We start from the raw sequence: 16,458 nt of genomic DNA, 5'->3' as shown, positions 1-16,458 counted from the left end.
CAGCATAGCAGTCGATGGTGAGGAGGTTTTGAGTGAACATACATCCGACCGCGGTGGTCCATCCCAAAGCGGTGCTTGCAGACAATGTGGAGGTGGGCGCCTATTCCGTTATCGGTGAACATGTCAGGATCGGTGCAGGTACCCGAGTCTCGTCCCATGTCTGTGTCGACGGCTGGACCGACATCGGAGAGCGGTGCGAATTGCATCCCTTTGTGTCGGTCGGCGGACCGCCGCAACATATGCAGTACAAAGGGGAGCCGACGAAGGTTGTGATCGGCCACGACAACATCTTGCGCGAGTACGTGACCGTCAATCGGGCGACGGTGCAGGGCGGCGGAGTGACCAGTATCGGCGATTCCAATTTTTTGATGGCCTATGTCCATGTCGCGCACGACTGCCACCTGGGCAATCATCTCATTCTTGCGAATGCGGCGAGTTTGGCCGGACATATTTCGATCGGCGACCACGCGATCATCGGCGGACTGTCGGGCATCCACCAGTTCGTGCGGATTGGCGCCTATGCGATGGTCGGCGGGTGCTGCGCGCTCGGCCAGGATCTGCCGCCGTTCATGCGGGCCGCCGGCGGGTATCGCGCTCGTATGTACGGGTTGAACTCCATTGGCCTGCGGCGACATGGTTTCTCCTCCGAGCGCATCGCAGCGCTGAAGAAGTCCTATGAAGTCCTGTTTCGTTCCGGGCATCGGGTCGCGGAGGCTGTCAAGCTGGCGCGGGAGACCTTCGGGGCCAGCCCGGATGTGATGCAGGTGGCCGCGTTTATGGAAGGCACCAAACGCGGCATTTGCCGTTCGGTCGGTAAGGATCAAGAGGGCGAAGAGGAGTAGCGAGTGGGTGAGCAGGCGGCCGAGGGCAAACACGCGTCCAATGGACTGCAGATTGGGCTGATCGCGGGCAATGGCCGCTTCCCGATCATTTTTGCCGACAATGCAAAGCGGCTTGGGTATTCCGTGTCCGCGGTGGCGCACGAAGGCGAAACCGATCCGGAGCTCGCCCGGCACGTCGATCATATCCACTGGATCAAAATCGGGCAGTTCGGGAAATTAATTGAGGCCTTGAAGGGCGACGGCGTTCAGCGGGCGGTCATGCTGGGCGGCATTAAGAAGACGCATGTGTTTTCCACGGTCCGGCCGGATTTTCGGGCCTTGGCCCTGGCTGCCAAACTGATTCATCTCAAGGATGACGACATTCTTCGCCGGGTCGCGGAGGAAATTGAGCAGGAAGGCATTCAGATTTGTGAATCCACGTTCGGGCTGGAAGGCATTCTCGTTGAGGACGGTACGTTGACGAGGCGAGAGCCCAGCAAGAAAGAATGGGAAGACATCCGGTACGGCTGGGACGTGGGGAAACAGATCGGAGCGTTGGATATCGGGCAGTGTGTCGTGGTGAAAGATCGGGTGATCGTGGCTGTGGAAGCCGTGGAGGGCACGGACGGCGCGATTCGGCGCGGCGGGGAGCTGGCGCACGGCGGTGCGGTGGTGGTCAAGCGCTGCAAACCCCAGCAGGATCTCCGGTTCGATCTTCCCGCCGTCGGCCCGCGTACCATTGAAGTGATGGAGTCGGTGAAGGCATCGGTGTTGGCGTTGGAAGCGGGACGCGGGATTCTCTTAGACCGTGACGAAACGATCGCCAAGGCAAACCGTGCCGGTATCGCGATCGTCGGCATGACATGATGGCGTCCAGGATGGGAACCGGGGCGTGCCTCGTGAGACAGGACTCTGTGCGATGAAACAGCTTCGAGCCGGCGTGATCGGCGTCGGTCATCTGGGGCAGCACCATGCCCGGCATTATGCGACGCTCCCGGGCGCCACGCTGGTGGGCGTGTGCGATGCGTCACCGAGCCGCGCGCAGGTGATTGCGGAACGGCATGGCGCGCAGGCCTGGACGGAACTGGGCGATCTGTTGAAACAGGTCGACATCGTCAGTGTCGTCGTTCCCACCTCCGCCCACTTTGAGACCACCAAGGCCTGTTTGGAAGCCGGCAAGCATGTGCTGGTTGAAAAACCGATTGCCTCGACCTCGGCGGAAGCCCAGGAATTAGTGGCACTCGCAGCGAGGCGTGGGTGCCTGCTTCAGGTCGGACACAGCGAACGATTCAACCCGATCATGCAGCGCATGCGGCCGTACATTGAGCGTCCCGCCTTTATCGAGTGTCATCGATTGAGTGCCTTCGGCGAGCGGGGCACCGATGTCGACGTGGTCTTGGATCTGATGATTCACGACCTGGACCTCGTGCTGTCGTTCAACCCGGGGCCGGTCGAAGAAGTGCGGGCAGCCGGTGTGCCGGTGCTCTCTCCGAACATCGATATCGCGAATGCCCGTATTGCCTTTGCGAGCGGCTGTGTCGCAAACGTGACGGCCAGTCGCGTGTCGACCAGCAAGATGCGTCGCTTGCGTGTGTTTCAGCGCGACCGCTACGTCTCCATCGATTTTCAGTCACGCCAGGCCATCGTCTCGCGCCGCGTGCAGGAGCCTGGCGCCAAGCCGACGATCGATGTCGAATCCTACCAGGCCGGAGATGATGAGCCATTGCGGCTCGAACTCGACTCCTTCATTCAGGCCGTGAACACGGGGACCCGTCCCGTCGTGTCCGGTGAAGACGGGACCGCGGCGCTCAAGTTGGCGACCTTAGTGCAGGAGGCCATCAGCCGGTTTACGCAACGCCATTCCGCAGAGGCCGCAGCGGCGGCGGCCTTTAGCCAAGAGAACGTGTAAGGGGATGACCTCTGTGCCGATCTGCGTGAGACGAGCAGCATGCCGCGCATCTTAATCGTCACCGGGGAAGCCTCCGGCGACCTCCATGGAGCCCACTTGGTGACTGCCCTCAAGGAGCTGGCCCCCGCCCTTCAGATTGTGGGAGTCGGCGGCGCGTCGATGCGAGCGGCCGGCGCCGAACTGGTCAAGGACATCCCTCAACTGGATGTGATGGGACTGATTGGCCTCTCTGCCGTCAAGACCATGTTGCAGCGAATTGCGCGCATTCGGGCACTGATCAAGGGCGAACGCTGGGACCTTGTCGTGTTAATCGACAATCCCGGGCTGAACTTTCATTTTGCGCGGGTCGCCAAAGCCTGCGGACTCAAGGTGCTGTACTACATCGCGCCGCAAGTGTGGGCCTGGCGGCGTGGGCGGATGCGCTGGATTCAGCAGCGCGTCGATCACGTGCTGGCGATTCTGCCGTTTGAAGAACCGCTGTACCGAAAGGCCGGCGTGCGGTGTACGTTTGTCGGCAATCCGCTGCTTGACGAAGTGGCGCCGTCGTATGATCGGGAGGCCTTGCGTCGGCAGTTTGGATTATCGGACGCCGGTCCGGTGATCGGTCTGTTCCCGGGCAGTCGAAAAGGAGAATTGCTCGAGCACATCCCGCTGTTGCTGGAGACGGTGAGGCGACTGGCGGAACGGCATCCGGGCATTCAGTTTCTCCTGGCACAGGCCTCCTCGATTCAGGATGCGTTTCTCGCCGACCTGTTGAAGCAGAGTCCGGTTCCCATTCGGGTCTTCCGCAATCAGGCCAGCGAAGTCATGGCGGCCTCGGACCTGCTGGTCGTCAAATCCGGAACCTCCACGTTGCAAGCTGCGGTGGTGGGGACCCCCATGATTTTGTTTTACCGGGCTTCTTCCTGGCTCACCTATCGATTGGCCCGGCTGTTGATTCGGGTGCCCTGGATCGGTCTCGCGAATCTGGTCGCCGGGCGGGGGATTGTGCCGGAGCTGATTCATGATGAGGCGACGCCGGAACGATTGGTCCACGAAACCGAACGGCTGTTGGGGGATTCCCGAGCGTATGAGGACATGAAGACTGCACTGTTGTCGGTCCGTCATGCGTTGGGCACGCCGGGCGCCTCGCGTCGTGCCGCAGAAGCCGTTCTAGCCGAGTGTCGCTCATGAAGCAGTATCTTCGGTTGCTCAGCTATCTGAACCCCTACCGGTTTCGACTGGGCGCGGCGTTCCTGTGCGCGTTGCTGGTGGCCGGACTCTCCGCTGCCTATGCCTGGCTGGTGCGTCCGGTGCTCGACGGTCTGTTCATCAGCAAGGATGAAAGCCTGCTGCTGGTGCTTCCGATCGCCATCCTGGCGGTGGCGGTGTTGAAGGGGGTCTTCAACTACGGGCAGAATTATTTGATGAATTTTGTCGGGAACCAGGTGATCGGAGATATCAGGGAGCAGCTGTTCTCCAAGCTGGTCCGGTTGCCGGTTCATTACCACGATTCAAATACCTCGGGTCGTCTGGTGTCGCGGGTCATCAACGACGTCAACCAGATGGCCAACGCCGTGACCGGCGTGCTGAAAGATTTGTTCCAGCAGGGGCTGACCTTTCTGGCCATGATCGGCGTGATCATTTACCAGAACTGGAAACTCGCGGCGGTGTCCATGATTGTCGTCCCGCTGTCGGTGGTAACCATGGCGCGTATGGGACGGCGCTTGAGGAGTCTGGCCACGCGCGGGCAGGAACGCATGGGCGATATGGCCTCGACGCTGCAAGAGACGCTCGCCGGGATCCGGATGGTGAAGTCGTTCGGCCGGGAAGACGAGGAGGCTAAGCGGTTTCGCCAGAGCAACGACGCCTTTATTCACACCACCATGAAGGCCATCCAGGTCTCATCCCTCGGGGCGTCCCTTATGGAGGTCATCGGTGTGCTCGGTGTGGCGGGCATTATCTGGTATGGTGGGTATCTGGTCATTCATGACGAGATGACCCCCGGGGCATTCTTTTCGTTTCTGGCGGCGATGTTTATGGCCTACACGCCGATTCGACGATTGTCGGGCGCCAATAATACGGTGCAGCAGGCGCTGGCCGCTGCCGAGCGGGTGTTCGACGTGCTCGATCTTCCAAACGAGCAGGATGTCAGCGGCGGAACCACAGAGTTGCCGGCGATCACCCGGTCTCTCGAGTTTCAGCAGGTCGCGTTCCGGTACGAGGGGCAGGGTGATGCCGCGTTGATGGGGATCGATTTGACGATTCGGGCAGGCGAGGTCATTGCCTTTGTCGGCAGCAGTGGGAGTGGAAAGACGACCTTAGTCAGTCTCCTGCCGAGATTTTACGATCCGACCGGCGGGAAGATTCTCATCGATGGGGTGGATCTCCTGTCGTGCAGCCTGCGTTCGGTGCGGGGACAGATCGGGATTGTGTCGCAAGAAGTCGTGCTGTTCGACGACACGGTTCGCAATAACATCGCGTATGGACGGCAGGGCGCGACGCCGGAGGATGTGACACGAGCTGCGCAGCTGGCCTATGCGCACGAGTTCATCGTTCGCATGCCGGATGGATACGACACGTTGATCGGAGAGCGCGGGGTGAAATTATCCGGCGGCGAACGGCAGCGTCTCGCCATCGCGCGGGCGATTCTCCGTGACCCGCCGATCTTGATTTTGGATGAAGCGACATCAGCTCTGGATACGCAGTCCGAGCGGATCGTGCAGATGGCCTTGGGCAATTTGATGAAGAACCGGACGACTCTGGTGGTCGCCCACCGGTTGTCGACTATTCAGAACGCCACTCGCATCGTGGTTCTGGACAGGGGCAGGGTTGCGGAAGTGGGGTCGCACGAAGAACTCCTGCGCAAGGGCGGCATGTATAAGCGCCTGCATGCGATGCAGTTTGCCGATGCGCTTTCGGAGTAAGGACGTGGGTGATGGAGAAAGACGGTCGTCCGATGCCAACTGATCGATCCGCGGCGACTCCTTCGCCGCAGCCGCTGCTGAAACGGGTCGTCAACGCGCTCAAGGTTGCGGTGGTCCCGCCGGTCGGCTACCAGATTATTCACATGCTGCGCCGCACGATGACCTGGCGCATCGAGGGGGCCGAGCATGTGGACCGGTTGTTTCGAGAAGAGAAGCGGGTGATCCTGGCGTTCTGGCATGCCCAGCAACTGATGATGCCGCTCGCTCTTCCGGGGCTCGAGGCCCATGTGTTGATCAGTCAGCATCGCGACGGGGAATTGATCCGCCGCATCGTGGCCCGGTTCGGGTTGGATGCCGTTCGTGGGTCCAGTACCAGAGGGGGCGCGGAAGCGTTCCGGCAGTTGATTCGCCTCGGTCGGTCCGGCGGCAATCTCGTGCTGACGCCGGATGGGCCGAAGGGACCACGTCAGGTCGCCAAGGTGGGAGTGGTCCAGTTGGCGCGGGCCACCGGTCTGCCGATCATCCCGATGGCTTTCGGCTGCTCAAAAAAAAACTCTTCGCGAGCTGGGATCGGTTCATCATGCCCCACCCGTTCTCACGGGGCTTCTTTCTGCTGGGGCCGCCGATCAGCGTGCCGCCGGACGCCTCAGCAGACGACCTGGAGCGTGTCCGCCGGGAGTTGGAAGACACGCTGAACCGCATGACGATCGAGGCCGATGAGGCCGTCCTGCGGGCTGATCCGTAATGTGGTATCTGTTCTACAACAGTCTCCTGCTTCTGGTTTCCCCGATTATTCTGTTCGTCCTGTTGGCCAAGCAACGTTGTCGTCGCGGGTTGCCCGAGCGGTTGGGCCTGCGTGCGGACAGGGTGTCGGCGGACTCTGCCGGAAGAGCGGGCTGCATTTGGATTCATGCCGTGTCGTTGGGCGAGGTGGTCGCCGTGGCGCCGCTCGTGCGGGAGTTGCGTCGGCGGTATCCCGAGACGAGGTTGGTCGTCTCGACCGTGACCGAAACCGGGCGCGAGGCGGTGGAGCAGCGTCTGGAGGGCGTGGCCGAACACCGGTACGCGCCGCTCGATTTTCCCTGGGTCGTCAATCAAGCGATCGACCGTCTGAAGCCGAGTCTGTATATTTTTGTCGAAACGGAACTCTGGCCGAACATCCTGCGGAGCTTGCGGCGACGGAATGTGCCGTCGATTCTTGTCAACGGCCGATTGTCCACTCGTTCCTTTGAGCGACAGCGCCTTCCGCTGATCCGCGACTTCTACCGGACGATGCTGAACATGATCACCTGTTGTCTCATGCAATCGGAGCGGGACGCGCAACGCATGATCGAGTTGGGGGCCGAGCCGTCGCGAGTTCGATGTACGGGTAACATCAAGTTCGATCAACCGATTCCGCAGGTTTCCGCCGGTGCGGTCGTGTCCAAGGCGGCGCTTGGGCTCACCGACCGGGAGTTATTGGTGGTGGCTGGAAGCACCCATCCCGGTGAGGAAGACGCGATCGTCAACGCGTATCGGATGCTGAGTCCTGAATTTCCTGATCTCCGGTTGGTCCTGGCGCCCCGCCATATCGAACGGGCGGCGCAGGTAGAACAGATGATCCAGGCGAAAGGCCTCACGGTGGCGCGGCGTAGCACCGGCGGACAAGCGCCCATGGCGGGCACGGGCGCGCGGGTGTTGGTCTTGGATACGCGGGGAGAACTAGCCCTATTGTATCGAGAGGCGGTGGTGGCCTTTGTCGGGGGCACTCTCGCGCCGGTGGGCGGGCATAATCTCCTGGAGCCGGCAGTCTGGGGGAAACCGGTGCTGTTCGGTCCGCACACCGACCATTGTGCCGAAGTAGCGGCGCTCCTGGTGAATGCGCAGGGAGGACAGGTGGTGCAAGACGAACAGGACCTTGCGCAGGGCCTGCGAGAGCTCCTTCGCGATCCCGCTATCCAGCAACGGATGGGAGCGGCGGCGCAGCGGGTCGTGGCGGACAACCAGGGCGCGCTCCAGCGCAGCGCGGACATCATCGCCACGTTTTTGCGGGGACGAGAGCCTTCGAAGCACGCACCGGTTCAACAGGGGCACGAGGTATCGGGTCGGCAATCGTAATGGCGGCAACGATGTCGAACGGGCTACGGTCCTGGTTACGGTGGCTCGGCTACCCCTATGAATGCGCGGCCCGGTTTCGCCTGTGGTGTTACACGCATGGGTGGTTTCGCACGCGCCGGCTGCCTCGTCCTGTGATCAGCGTGGGGAATCTCACCGTCGGTGGAACGGGCAAGACACCGGTCGTCATGTATCTGGTGGAGCGGCTGACGGCGCAGGGAAGGCGCGTGGCGATTCTGAGTCGCGGGTATCGGCGGCGCAGCACGGCGCAGCAAGTGCTGGTTTCAGACGGGCAACGGATTTTAGTGGGGCCGGACGAAGCCGGAGACGAGCCCTATCTGATCGCGCGTCGCTGTCCTCAGGCCGTCGTGGCGGTAGGGGCGGACAGATATGCACTCGGCCAGTGGGTGTTGAGTCGCCTGCCGGTGGATTGTTTTGTCTTGGACGACGGGTATCAGCATGTTCAGCTCCATCGCGATGTGAATTTGCTGCTGGTGGATGCGACGGACGCGGCGGGTATCCAGGCGGCGTTGCCGGTCGGACGGTTGCGGGAACCCCTCTCGGCGGCCGCGCGTGCGTCGGCCATCTTGATGACCCGGGTCGATCAGGAACATGACGGTGAATCGGTGCGGCGTCGGTTGGTGGAGGCCTGCGGCTCGTTGCCGTCGCTGGTGCGTGTGGGATTCCGGGCGGAGGAGTTCCGGCGTGTGGGGACGGACGAGCGGCGTCCGCTGGATGCGTTTCGCGGCCGGTCGGCCCTGCTTTTCAGCGGGATCGGCAATGCGGAGTCCTTCCGTACGTTGGTGGCCGGATTGGGTCTCACCGTGGGTGAGTTGCTGGCATTTCCCGATCATGTGCACTATACCCGTGGCGTCATGGAAACCATTCGAGCCAAGGCGAAATCCTGTGGAGCCGATCTGTTGGTGACGACGGAAAAAGATGCCGACAAGGTTGCGCCGTTGTTGGCTGCGGACGAGGTCTGTTGGGCCGTGAGGCTTCGCACCGAGATTCTGTCAGGGCAGGAAGATTTGGAGCGATTGTTGCGATTCGATTCAACCGCAAGCAGGGCGGGGGGCCATGCGTAAGGAGGGCATCCGTCGCATCGTCGTCCGTGGACCCAACTGGCTGGGAGATGCCGTCATGTGCGAACCGGCCTTGAGTCAGGTGCGCACCCTCTTCCCAGAGGCAGAGATCACGTTGCTGGTGAAGCCCGGCATTGCGGATCTGTTGGCGCAGCATCCCGCGGTGAACCGGACGCTGGTGTATGACGATCGGGGACGCCATGCGGGGCTGGTCGGAAAATGGACTCTCGCCGGGGTCTTGCGTCGACACCGATTCGATCTGGCCATCCTGTTTCAGAATGCGTTTGAGGCGGCGTTGATCAGTTTCCTGGCAGGCATTCCGAGACGATTCGGATACGCGACGGACGGGCGAACGCTGTTGCTCACCGACCCGGTGACCGTGCCGCCACGAACGGCGCAACGGCATCAGGTCGAGTACTACTGGGATCTCTTGAAACCCCTGGGCGGGCATGGGCCCGCGCCTGCACCTCGTCTGTTTGTCACGCCGGATGAATCGGTGTTGATCGCCGGGCGGTTGGCGGATGCCGGAATCGGCCCGTCGGATCTGGTAATCGGTGTGAATCCCGGCTCGACCTATGGCCACGCCAAGCGATGGTTGCCGGATCGGTACGCTGAGGTCGTGAATCGTGTGGTGAAGGATGCCCAGAGCCGATCGGGTGCCAGAGTCGGCGTGGTGATCTTGGGAGCCAAGGGTGAGGAGCCGCTGGGAAAAACCATCGCCGAGCAGATTAAGGCACGCACGGTCGTGTGTTCCGGCCAGACCACGGTGCGAGAATTGATGGCGCTGGTGAAGCGGTGCCAGTTATTTCTCACGAACGACACAGGCCCCATGCATGTTGCGGCCGCGTTTCAGGTTCCGCTGGTGGCCGTGTTCGGCCCGACCGATTGGCAGACCACGTCGCCGTTCGGTGTTGATGCCAAGCTGGTCCGGCAGCCGGTGTCCTGCGCGCCCTGTCTCTTGCGGGAATGTCCCATCGATCATCGGTGCATGACCGGGGTGACGGTGGAGCAGGTGTATGCTGCGGCGGTGCATCATTTACCGCTGGTGGCTCCTCCTCCGGCGGTCGAACCAGCGCCGCCGCCAAGCCTCTCCTCCACGTCGCTGGCGGGGGTCACGGTGTTTCTCGATCGTGACGGCACCCTGAATGTCGATACGGGTTACGTGAAGTCTCCCGATGACTTCACGGTGCTGCCCGGCGTGGGCGCGGCGTTGGCCAGATTGAAACAGGCCGGGGCACGCCTGGTCGTCGTCACAAACCAGTCCGGGTTGGGACGAGGATACTTTACGTCAAAGGATCTAGAAGCGATTCACGGCAAATTGCGAGCGATACTGGCCGAGGACGGGGTGACGCTCGACGGGCTGTATTTTTGTCCCCATCATCCCGACGATCGATGCAATTGCCGCAAGCCGGCGCGGGGCATGATCGACCGGGCCCTCGCTGAATTGCAGGTGGACCTGAGCCGCGCCTATGTCGTCGGAGACAGTGTCCGCGATGTTGAATTAGCCAAGCTGGTGGGGGCGCAGAGCCTGCTGGTCATGACCGGACCGTCCGGCGCGGAGGCGTTAGCCGACTTGACGGCGCGCGACCTGCCTCCTGACTATGTGGCGGAGGCGATGTCGCAGGCGGTGGATTGGATCGTCGCCCATGCGACGCACAGGCCTGTTGCCGACTTGCCGCGCTGATCATCCCTGGTGGCTGAATGATCGACATTGTACGCCGACTCCTGCTGATCAAACCGAGCTCGCTGGGCGACATCGTGCATACGATGCCGACCCTGGCGGCGCTGCGCGAGCGGTTTCCCCAGGCTGAGGTCACCTGGCTGGTGAAACGGCAATGGGCGCCGCTCGTGGAGGTCATTGCCGGGGTCGATCACGTCTGTTCGGTATCGGAAGGGCTCAGGGGCTGGTTGGGTCGGGTGCCCGCTCTGCGTGGGGCCGGGTACGATCTGGTCGTCGATCTTCAAGGACTCTTCCGGAGCGGGGCGATGGCGCTGTTGGCCGGCTGCGGTCGGCGGGTCGGGTTTGCTACGGCGCGGGAGGGCAGCCCTCTGTTTTATACTCAGCGGGTGGCGGTTCCTCCGGCGCCCATCCACGCGGTCGATCGTTACCTGCTCGTCGCCGAGGCGCTGGGCGCGACACGTCCAATAGAGCCGCGGTTCGAGTTCATCGATCGATCCGGCGACCAGCAGGCCGTGGACACTATGCTGACCCGAGCGGGAATTACCCCGCATCAGGTCTGGATCGCCATGAACGTCTCTGCGCGTTGGGAGACAAAACGTTGGCCGCCGCAGCATTTTGCGGAGGTTGCCGATCGTCTCTCTCAGTCACATGGGTTGCCGGTGGTCTTGATCGGCGGGCCGGCCGAGCGGCCGGAGTCGCTTGCGGTCACCGCGCTCATGCGTACGAAAGCGATTGATCTGACGGGACAGACCCCTGTAGGCTTGCTCCCCGGTTTGTTGCGTCGCGCGTCCCTGTTGGTGACGAACGATTCCGGGCCAATGCACATCGCTGCGGCGGTGGGGACGCCCGTGGTGGCCCTGTTCGGCCCGACGGATCCGGTCAAAACCGGGCCCTATGGCAAGGGACATGTGGTCTTGTCGTATGCGGTGGAATGCAGACCCTGTTTTCGCCGTGACTGTGCTCGTCCCGTGCCCCTCGAATGTCTGACCGCTGTGCGGCCGGACCAAGTCGTTCGTGCCGTTGAACAACACCTTGAGCGATCACATAAGCCAGGATCATTGTGAACATTCTTATTGCGGAATCCAGCACGGCGGTCGGAGGGCAGGAGCTGGCTGTTTTGCTGCACGCCGAGCGCCTCTTGAAGCGCGGCCATCGTATTCGGCTGGTGCTGGAGCCGCGCAGCCCGATCATGGCCATGGCGAGGGAGCGAGGGCTTCCGGTCGAGCCGTTTGTCATGCGGCAATGGCGCCTCCCGCTGTCGATCCTGGCCTTCCGCGCGTTACTCACGCGGGAGCGTCCGGAGATCGTTCACGTCAATAGTTCGCGCGACAGTTGGATTGCGGCGCTCTCGACACGCCTGCTCAATCCGCGCCCCAAGGTCATTCGTACGCGGCATATTTCGGCGCCGCTCAATAACAATGCCACCACGCATCTGCTGTATCGGCGTCTTTTCGATATGGTCATTGTGACCGGAAGCGAGCGGAACCGGCAGGACCTCATTCACCGGGACGGATTGGCGCCGGAGCGTGTGGCCTCGTTTCCCATCGGGTTGGATGTGGAGCACTTTTCGCCGGCCAAACCTCAGCACGATATCCGGGCCGAACTGGGGATTCCCTCCGGGCATCTGCTGGTTGGGATGATTTCCTATCTGCGGGACTATAAGGGCCACCGGTATCTCGTGGAGGCGGCCGCCAAGGTGCTGAAGGAGCATCAGGGGGTGGCCTTTCTCATCGTGGGTGAGGGACCGGAAGAACAGAATATCCGCGCGCAGATCGAACGCCTCGGGTTGACGGCCGATGTCCGCATGTTGGGATTTCGCGACGATCTGCTGGATGTGTTCCGGTCCTTGAATGTGTTTGTGATTCCCACGGTCGAAGGCGATACCATTCCCCAGGTGCTGATGCAGGCCCTGGCGATCGGACTTCCGGTGGTCTCGACGACCACGGGATCGATTCCCGATGTCCTAACCGACGGGGAGTCCGGGTTCATCGTCCCGCCGCGGGATGCCGATGCCTTGGCCGATCGGATCGGTCGCCTGCTGATCGATCCTGAGCTGCGCGCCGCAATGGGGCGACGGGGCCGTCAGACCGTGGAGCAGTCCTATTCGATCGACCGGATGGTGGATGAGTTGGAGCGCGTCTATCGGCGGGTGATCGCATCATGATGCAACGATGGGCGGACGCTCGCGCCTCGATCCGTAAGAGCGTGTTGTTCTGGTGGATTCTGTTCGTCGTGATGCAAATGGCAGAGCGGGTGTTTCTGCTGCGCGACGCGTTCGAGCAGGAAACTCCCAGCCTGCCGTTGCTGTTCAAAACTCTCATCGTCGGTGTGCGAGGGGATTTCATCACGGCGACCTTCGCGTTAGTGCTGGCCGGGGTCGGGGCCGGAGGGTGGGCGCTGCTGCGGCACGGCTGGAGCGGTCTGAGACGTGCGACACAATCTTTCCTTCTGACGTTTCGATCCGCGCTGCATGTGGGGTGTGTGCTGACCGGCGTCCTCCTGTTCGTGCTGTTGAGTGTGGACATGGGGTACTACGGGTTCAATCGGCAGCACATGGATTTCGTGTTCCTCGAATATGTCGGCGACCTGTTTGCGCCTGCGGCGACACCGGAGGCCACCAATGTGCAGGCGATGCAGCAAACCAGCGCCGAGTTAGGCGCAGCGGGTAAATGGGCAGCACGGCTGGCCCTCTTTCTGAGCATCCAGGCTGTGGCGATGGGGCTGTGGTGGTGGAGTTTCTCTGTTGCCGTTGTGCCGGCGCTGGATCGCTGGCGGCCGGGTTCTGGGTTTCAGGCGAACACGTTGCTCCTGGTTGCGTTGGTGGCCGGCGGAGCCGGATTCCATCATTCCGGTCCCTATGGGATTCGGATCGCGCCGATCGGGAGCATGGTCTATTACACGCTGGCGCAGAATCCCGTCCTCTTTGCGGCTGAGGCCTTACGAATCGCGGTGGTATCACGGGGGTCGATGGAGCAGCGCGCGAATGTCGAGGCGATGCCCTATGAGGTCGCCGTTCAGACCGTGCAACGATTGCTTGGCCCGCAGGGCGCGTTTGTGGACCAGCGGTATCCCTTGGTCCGCACCATGGCGGCTTCTCCGGACGGTGTCCGGTTACCCGCTCAGGCTAATATCCTGCTGATATTTTTGGAAGGGTTGGATCGACGGTATCTCGGGCAGCGGTATGGCGAGATTCAGGGCACGCCTTTTTTGGATCGTCTGAAGCAGGACAGCGTCTACTTCGAGAACTTTTTTTCCAACGGCGTTCAAACCTCGCGGGGACTGTTTGCGACCCTCTGTAGCGCGTTTCCTCGGCAAGGCGCGGCCGCGATGAAAACGCGGTATGCCCACGACTACCTCTGTCTGCCGTCCCTCTTACAGCGTCAGGGGTATAGCACGGAGATGGTGATCGGGCAGCATCGCGACCTGAACCGGCTGCAGTCGTTCGTGGCGCGCAACGGTTTGCAACAGCTGATCGACGAGAGAGATTTTCCTGCGGATGTGGAACGAATGGGCCTCGGCATTGTCGATGGTGCCCTGTTCGACCTCTGCTACGAACGGATCAAGCAACGTCAGGCAGAAGGTAAGCCGTTTTTCCTGACGACGCTCACCTTGTCGACCCACCATCCCTTCGCGGCTCCGCTGAACCATCCCGAGGTGCGTCTGCTGCAGGAGCAGGTGTCGGACAAATATGTGGGCGCCTTGCGCTATACGGATCACGAATTGGAGCGGGTGTTTTCAAAACTCGTTCACGAGGGGCTCCTGCGGAACACCGTCGTCGTCGTGTTGGGCGACCATGGCCGGCACGAACCGGTCGGGAGCAGCGATATCGAGCGAAAGGCGGGCCATTTTGCTTCGCCGTTGTTTATCTGGATGGACGAGTCGTTGCGTAGTCCGGCGACGTATCGCCCGCGAACCGTGTCGGCCGTTGCCAGCCAAGTCGATGTGGCTCCGACCCTGCTGGCACTCAACGGTGCTTTGCCTGCGGTGGGGGCGTTTGCCGGACAGGATCTGACCTGTCTGTTGGTTCGGGACTGCCTATCGAATCAGGTGGCGTATCTCACGAGTGTATACGACAACCTCGTGGGATTGGCCAGTTCAGAAGGGCTCTTATTGTATTCGTTCTCGACCGAGTCGTTTCAAGATGCCACGCTCATGTTCGATGCGGTATCCGAGGACGAGTCGGGCCGGCGACGTCAATTCACTGCTCGCGACCGGGAGTTGATGGCCTTGTACGAGGTGGCGAATGTCGCGCTCGATTCCAATCGCCTTTGGTCCTGGCGCGAGTTCGGAGCACGCTTATGATCCGATGGGACCGAGGATCCATCTCTCAGGTGTGGCAGAAGGATCTGTCGTTGTGAATCATCTACCGGTGTCGGCCGTGGTCATTGCCTACAATGACGAGCCCAATATGCGAGCTTGCTTGGAGTCCACCACCTGGGCGGATGAAATCATCGTCGTGGATTCTCACAGCACTGACGCCACCGAGCGGATCAGCCGGGAGTTCACCGGCAAGGTCTATCAGCATGACTTTCACGGGTTCGGCCGTCTGCGGAACGAGGCCCTGGCCCATGCCACGCACGACTGGGTGTTCAGTCTGGATACCGATGAACGGGCCACGCCCGAATTGCGCGAGGAGATCCGGCGTGTGCTGGCAGGCGGTCCATCCGCCGATGCCTACTTCGTCCCTCGTAAGAATTACTTTCTCGGCCGATGGATCAAACATTGCGGCTGGTTTCCTGACTACCGGCAGCCGCAGTTGTTTCGGAAGAGCCGGTTGCGTTATCGAGAGGAACTCGTCCATGAGAGTTTCGATCTGGACGGGAAAATCGGCTATTTGACGGCGACTGCGCTGCAGTACCCGTTTCGCGATATCGACCATTACTTAGCCAAGCAGGAACGCTACTCCGATCTCATGGCCCGGCGTATGGTCGAGCAGGGGCGTGCATTCTCCTGGCATCAGTTGATCTCGCATCCCTGTTTCACCTTTCTGAAAATGTATGTCGGGCGCAAGGGCTGTCTGGATGGTGTGCCGGGCCTCATCTTGTCCGGGCTCTATGCCTATTACACGTTCATCAAGTACGCGCGTTTCTGGGAGTTGCAGTTGCCCGTGGGTGCGGAGGGCCTCCCGCCCGCACCGGTGAAGCCATCGAGTCGCAACATGAATGCCACTCACGATGGGACGAGACGGAGGGCCATCAGGATTGCAGCAGTGATCATCACGAAAGATGAAGCACACAATATTGCCGACTGCCTCGAGTCCGTGCGCTGGGCCGACGAACTGATCGTCGTGGATGCGGAAAGCCGGGACCGAACCGTGGAGTTGGCAAAGCCGTACACCTCGAAAGTGTTCGTCCGGCCGTGGCCGGGGTATGGTCCGCAAAAAAACTTCGGCATCGATCAGGCGGATGCGGACTGGATCCTCGTCGTGGATGCCGACGAGCGGGTGACGGAGGGCCTGCGACGGGAAATTGAAGCGGCGTTGGAGACAGCCCCGCCTGCCGACATCGGAGGGTATGAGATTCCCCGACGGAATTTTTTCTATGGGAAATGGATCGAAGGCGGCGGGCTCTATCCGGACTATCAGCTCCGGCTGTTCAGGAAAACAGCCGGGCGATACGACGATGTGAAGTTGCACGAAAACTTGACGCTCAGCGGACGTCGGGAGCGACTTCGGGAGCCGTTCGATCACTACAGCATGCCGACCGTCAATCATCACATCCGCAAGATGATGCGGTATACGACGCTCGGTGCCGACGAGAAACTCAAGCGGGTGACGCACATCAGTGGCTGGGTCATTGCCACGCACCATCTTGGAACGATCCTCAAGACCCTGTTCTCGCGCGGCGGGTATCGCGATGGCGTGCACGGCCTGGTGGTGGCGATGTTTGCCGGCCTGCACACGTTCGTCAAATATGCCAAGGCCTGGGAGCGTGTGAACGTCAGGCGGGACGCATGATCGATTCAT

13 protein-coding genes are annotated in these 16,458 nt (G+C 61.5%); all 13 read left to right on the top strand.

Annotation, left to right across the window (positions count from 1 at the left end):
* Positions 1 to 32: 32 nt before the first annotated feature.
* Genes lpxA through V9G17_03735 form a run of 13 tightly spaced genes read left to right on the top strand, consistent with a single transcriptional unit; the run spans position 33 to position 16,449 of the window.
* Entirely contained in the window at positions 33 to 842 is an 810-nt protein-coding gene (lpxA, locus tag V9G17_03795) for an acyl-ACP--UDP-N-acetylglucosamine O-acyltransferase (protein ID MEI2751700.1), read from the top strand.
* Positions 843 to 845: 3 nt separating this feature from the next.
* Positions 846 to 1,688, top strand: coding sequence for a UDP-2,3-diacylglucosamine diphosphatase LpxI (gene lpxI, locus V9G17_03790; protein ID MEI2751699.1), 843 nt, complete (start codon positions 846 to 848; stop codon positions 1,686 to 1,688).
* A 52-nt stretch (positions 1,689 to 1,740) separates the two neighbouring features.
* On the top strand, positions 1,741 to 2,730 hold the full coding sequence (locus V9G17_03785; protein MEI2751698.1) for a Gfo/Idh/MocA family oxidoreductase: 990 nt from the start codon (positions 1,741 to 1,743) through the stop codon (positions 2,728 to 2,730).
* A 39-nt stretch (positions 2,731 to 2,769) separates the two neighbouring features.
* A complete protein-coding gene (lpxB, locus tag V9G17_03780) occupies positions 2,770 to 3,903 on the top strand; it encodes a lipid-A-disaccharide synthase (protein ID MEI2751697.1) in 1,134 nt (377 codons plus the stop codon).
* A complete protein-coding gene (gene msbA / locus V9G17_03775) occupies positions 3,900 to 5,636 on the top strand; it encodes a lipid A export permease/ATP-binding protein MsbA (protein MEI2751696.1) in 1,737 nt (578 codons plus the stop codon). Before lpxB ends, msbA begins: the two co-directional genes overlap by 4 nt.
* Positions 5,637 to 5,647: 11 nt before the next feature.
* Positions 5,648 to 6,331, top strand: a complete 684-nt coding sequence (locus tag V9G17_03770) for a lysophospholipid acyltransferase family protein (protein MEI2751695.1) — start codon at positions 5,648 to 5,650, stop codon at positions 6,329 to 6,331.
* A 49-nt stretch (positions 6,332 to 6,380) separates the two neighbouring features.
* A complete protein-coding gene (locus V9G17_03765) occupies positions 6,381 to 7,733 on the top strand; it encodes a 3-deoxy-D-manno-octulosonic acid transferase (GenBank protein MEI2751694.1) in 1,353 nt (450 codons plus the stop codon).
* Positions 7,734 to 7,744: 11 nt separating this feature from the next.
* Positions 7,745 to 8,815 (top strand): tetraacyldisaccharide 4'-kinase, encoded by a 1,071-nt coding sequence (lpxK, locus tag V9G17_03760; GenBank protein MEI2751693.1) that lies wholly within the window; start codon positions 7,745 to 7,747, stop codon positions 8,813 to 8,815.
* Positions 8,808 to 10,496, top strand: coding sequence for a lipopolysaccharide heptosyltransferase II (gene waaF, locus V9G17_03755; GenBank protein ID MEI2751692.1), 1,689 nt, complete (start codon positions 8,808 to 8,810; stop codon positions 10,494 to 10,496). Before lpxK ends, waaF begins: the two co-directional genes overlap by 8 nt.
* A 17-nt stretch (positions 10,497 to 10,513) precedes the next feature.
* Positions 10,514 to 11,557: a glycosyltransferase family 9 protein gene (locus V9G17_03750; protein ID MEI2751691.1), complete on the top strand. Its 1,044-nt coding sequence runs from the start codon at positions 10,514 to 10,516 to the stop codon at positions 11,555 to 11,557.
* Complete coding sequence (locus tag V9G17_03745; protein MEI2751690.1) at positions 11,554 to 12,657, top strand: glycosyltransferase family 4 protein; 1,104 nt, start codon at positions 11,554 to 11,556, stop codon at positions 12,655 to 12,657. The genes V9G17_03750 and V9G17_03745 overlap by 4 nt, the downstream gene beginning before the upstream one ends.
* Entirely contained in the window at positions 12,654 to 14,795 is a 2,142-nt protein-coding gene (locus V9G17_03740) for a sulfatase-like hydrolase/transferase (protein MEI2751689.1), read from the top strand. Before V9G17_03745 ends, V9G17_03740 begins: the two co-directional genes overlap by 4 nt.
* Positions 14,796 to 14,847: 52 nt before the next feature.
* On the top strand, positions 14,848 to 16,449 hold the full coding sequence (locus tag V9G17_03735) for a glycosyltransferase family 2 protein (protein MEI2751688.1): 1,602 nt from the start codon (positions 14,848 to 14,850) through the stop codon (positions 16,447 to 16,449).
* The last annotated feature ends 9 nt before the right edge of the window (positions 16,450 to 16,458 follow it).

Origin of the sequence: Nitrospira sp., from assembly GCA_037045225.1 — a bacterium.
Taxonomy (GTDB): Bacteria; Nitrospirota; Nitrospiria; order Nitrospirales; family Nitrospiraceae; genus Nitrospira_A.
This window is presented reverse-complemented; position numbering and strand designations above follow the sequence as displayed.

Coding starts and splice junctions, on each gene's coding strand:
- waaF (MEI2751692.1), top strand. CDS start 8,808: ATGCGTAAGGAGGGCATCCGTCGCATCGTCGTCCGTGGACCCAACTGG.
- V9G17_03750 (MEI2751691.1), top strand. CDS start 10,514: ATGATCGACATTGTACGCCGACTCCTGCTGATCAAACCGAGCTCGCTG.
- lpxB (MEI2751697.1), top strand. CDS start 2,770: ATGCCGCGCATCTTAATCGTCACCGGGGAAGCCTCCGGCGACCTCCAT.
- V9G17_03770 (MEI2751695.1), top strand. CDS start 5,648: ATGGAGAAAGACGGTCGTCCGATGCCAACTGATCGATCCGCGGCGACT.
- msbA (MEI2751696.1), top strand. CDS start 3,900: ATGAAGCAGTATCTTCGGTTGCTCAGCTATCTGAACCCCTACCGGTTT.
- V9G17_03740 (MEI2751689.1), top strand. CDS start 12,654: ATGATGCAACGATGGGCGGACGCTCGCGCCTCGATCCGTAAGAGCGTG.
- lpxK (MEI2751693.1), top strand. CDS start 7,745: ATGTCGAACGGGCTACGGTCCTGGTTACGGTGGCTCGGCTACCCCTAT.
- V9G17_03765 (MEI2751694.1), top strand. CDS start 6,381: ATGTGGTATCTGTTCTACAACAGTCTCCTGCTTCTGGTTTCCCCGATT.
- V9G17_03785 (MEI2751698.1), top strand. CDS start 1,741: ATGAAACAGCTTCGAGCCGGCGTGATCGGCGTCGGTCATCTGGGGCAG.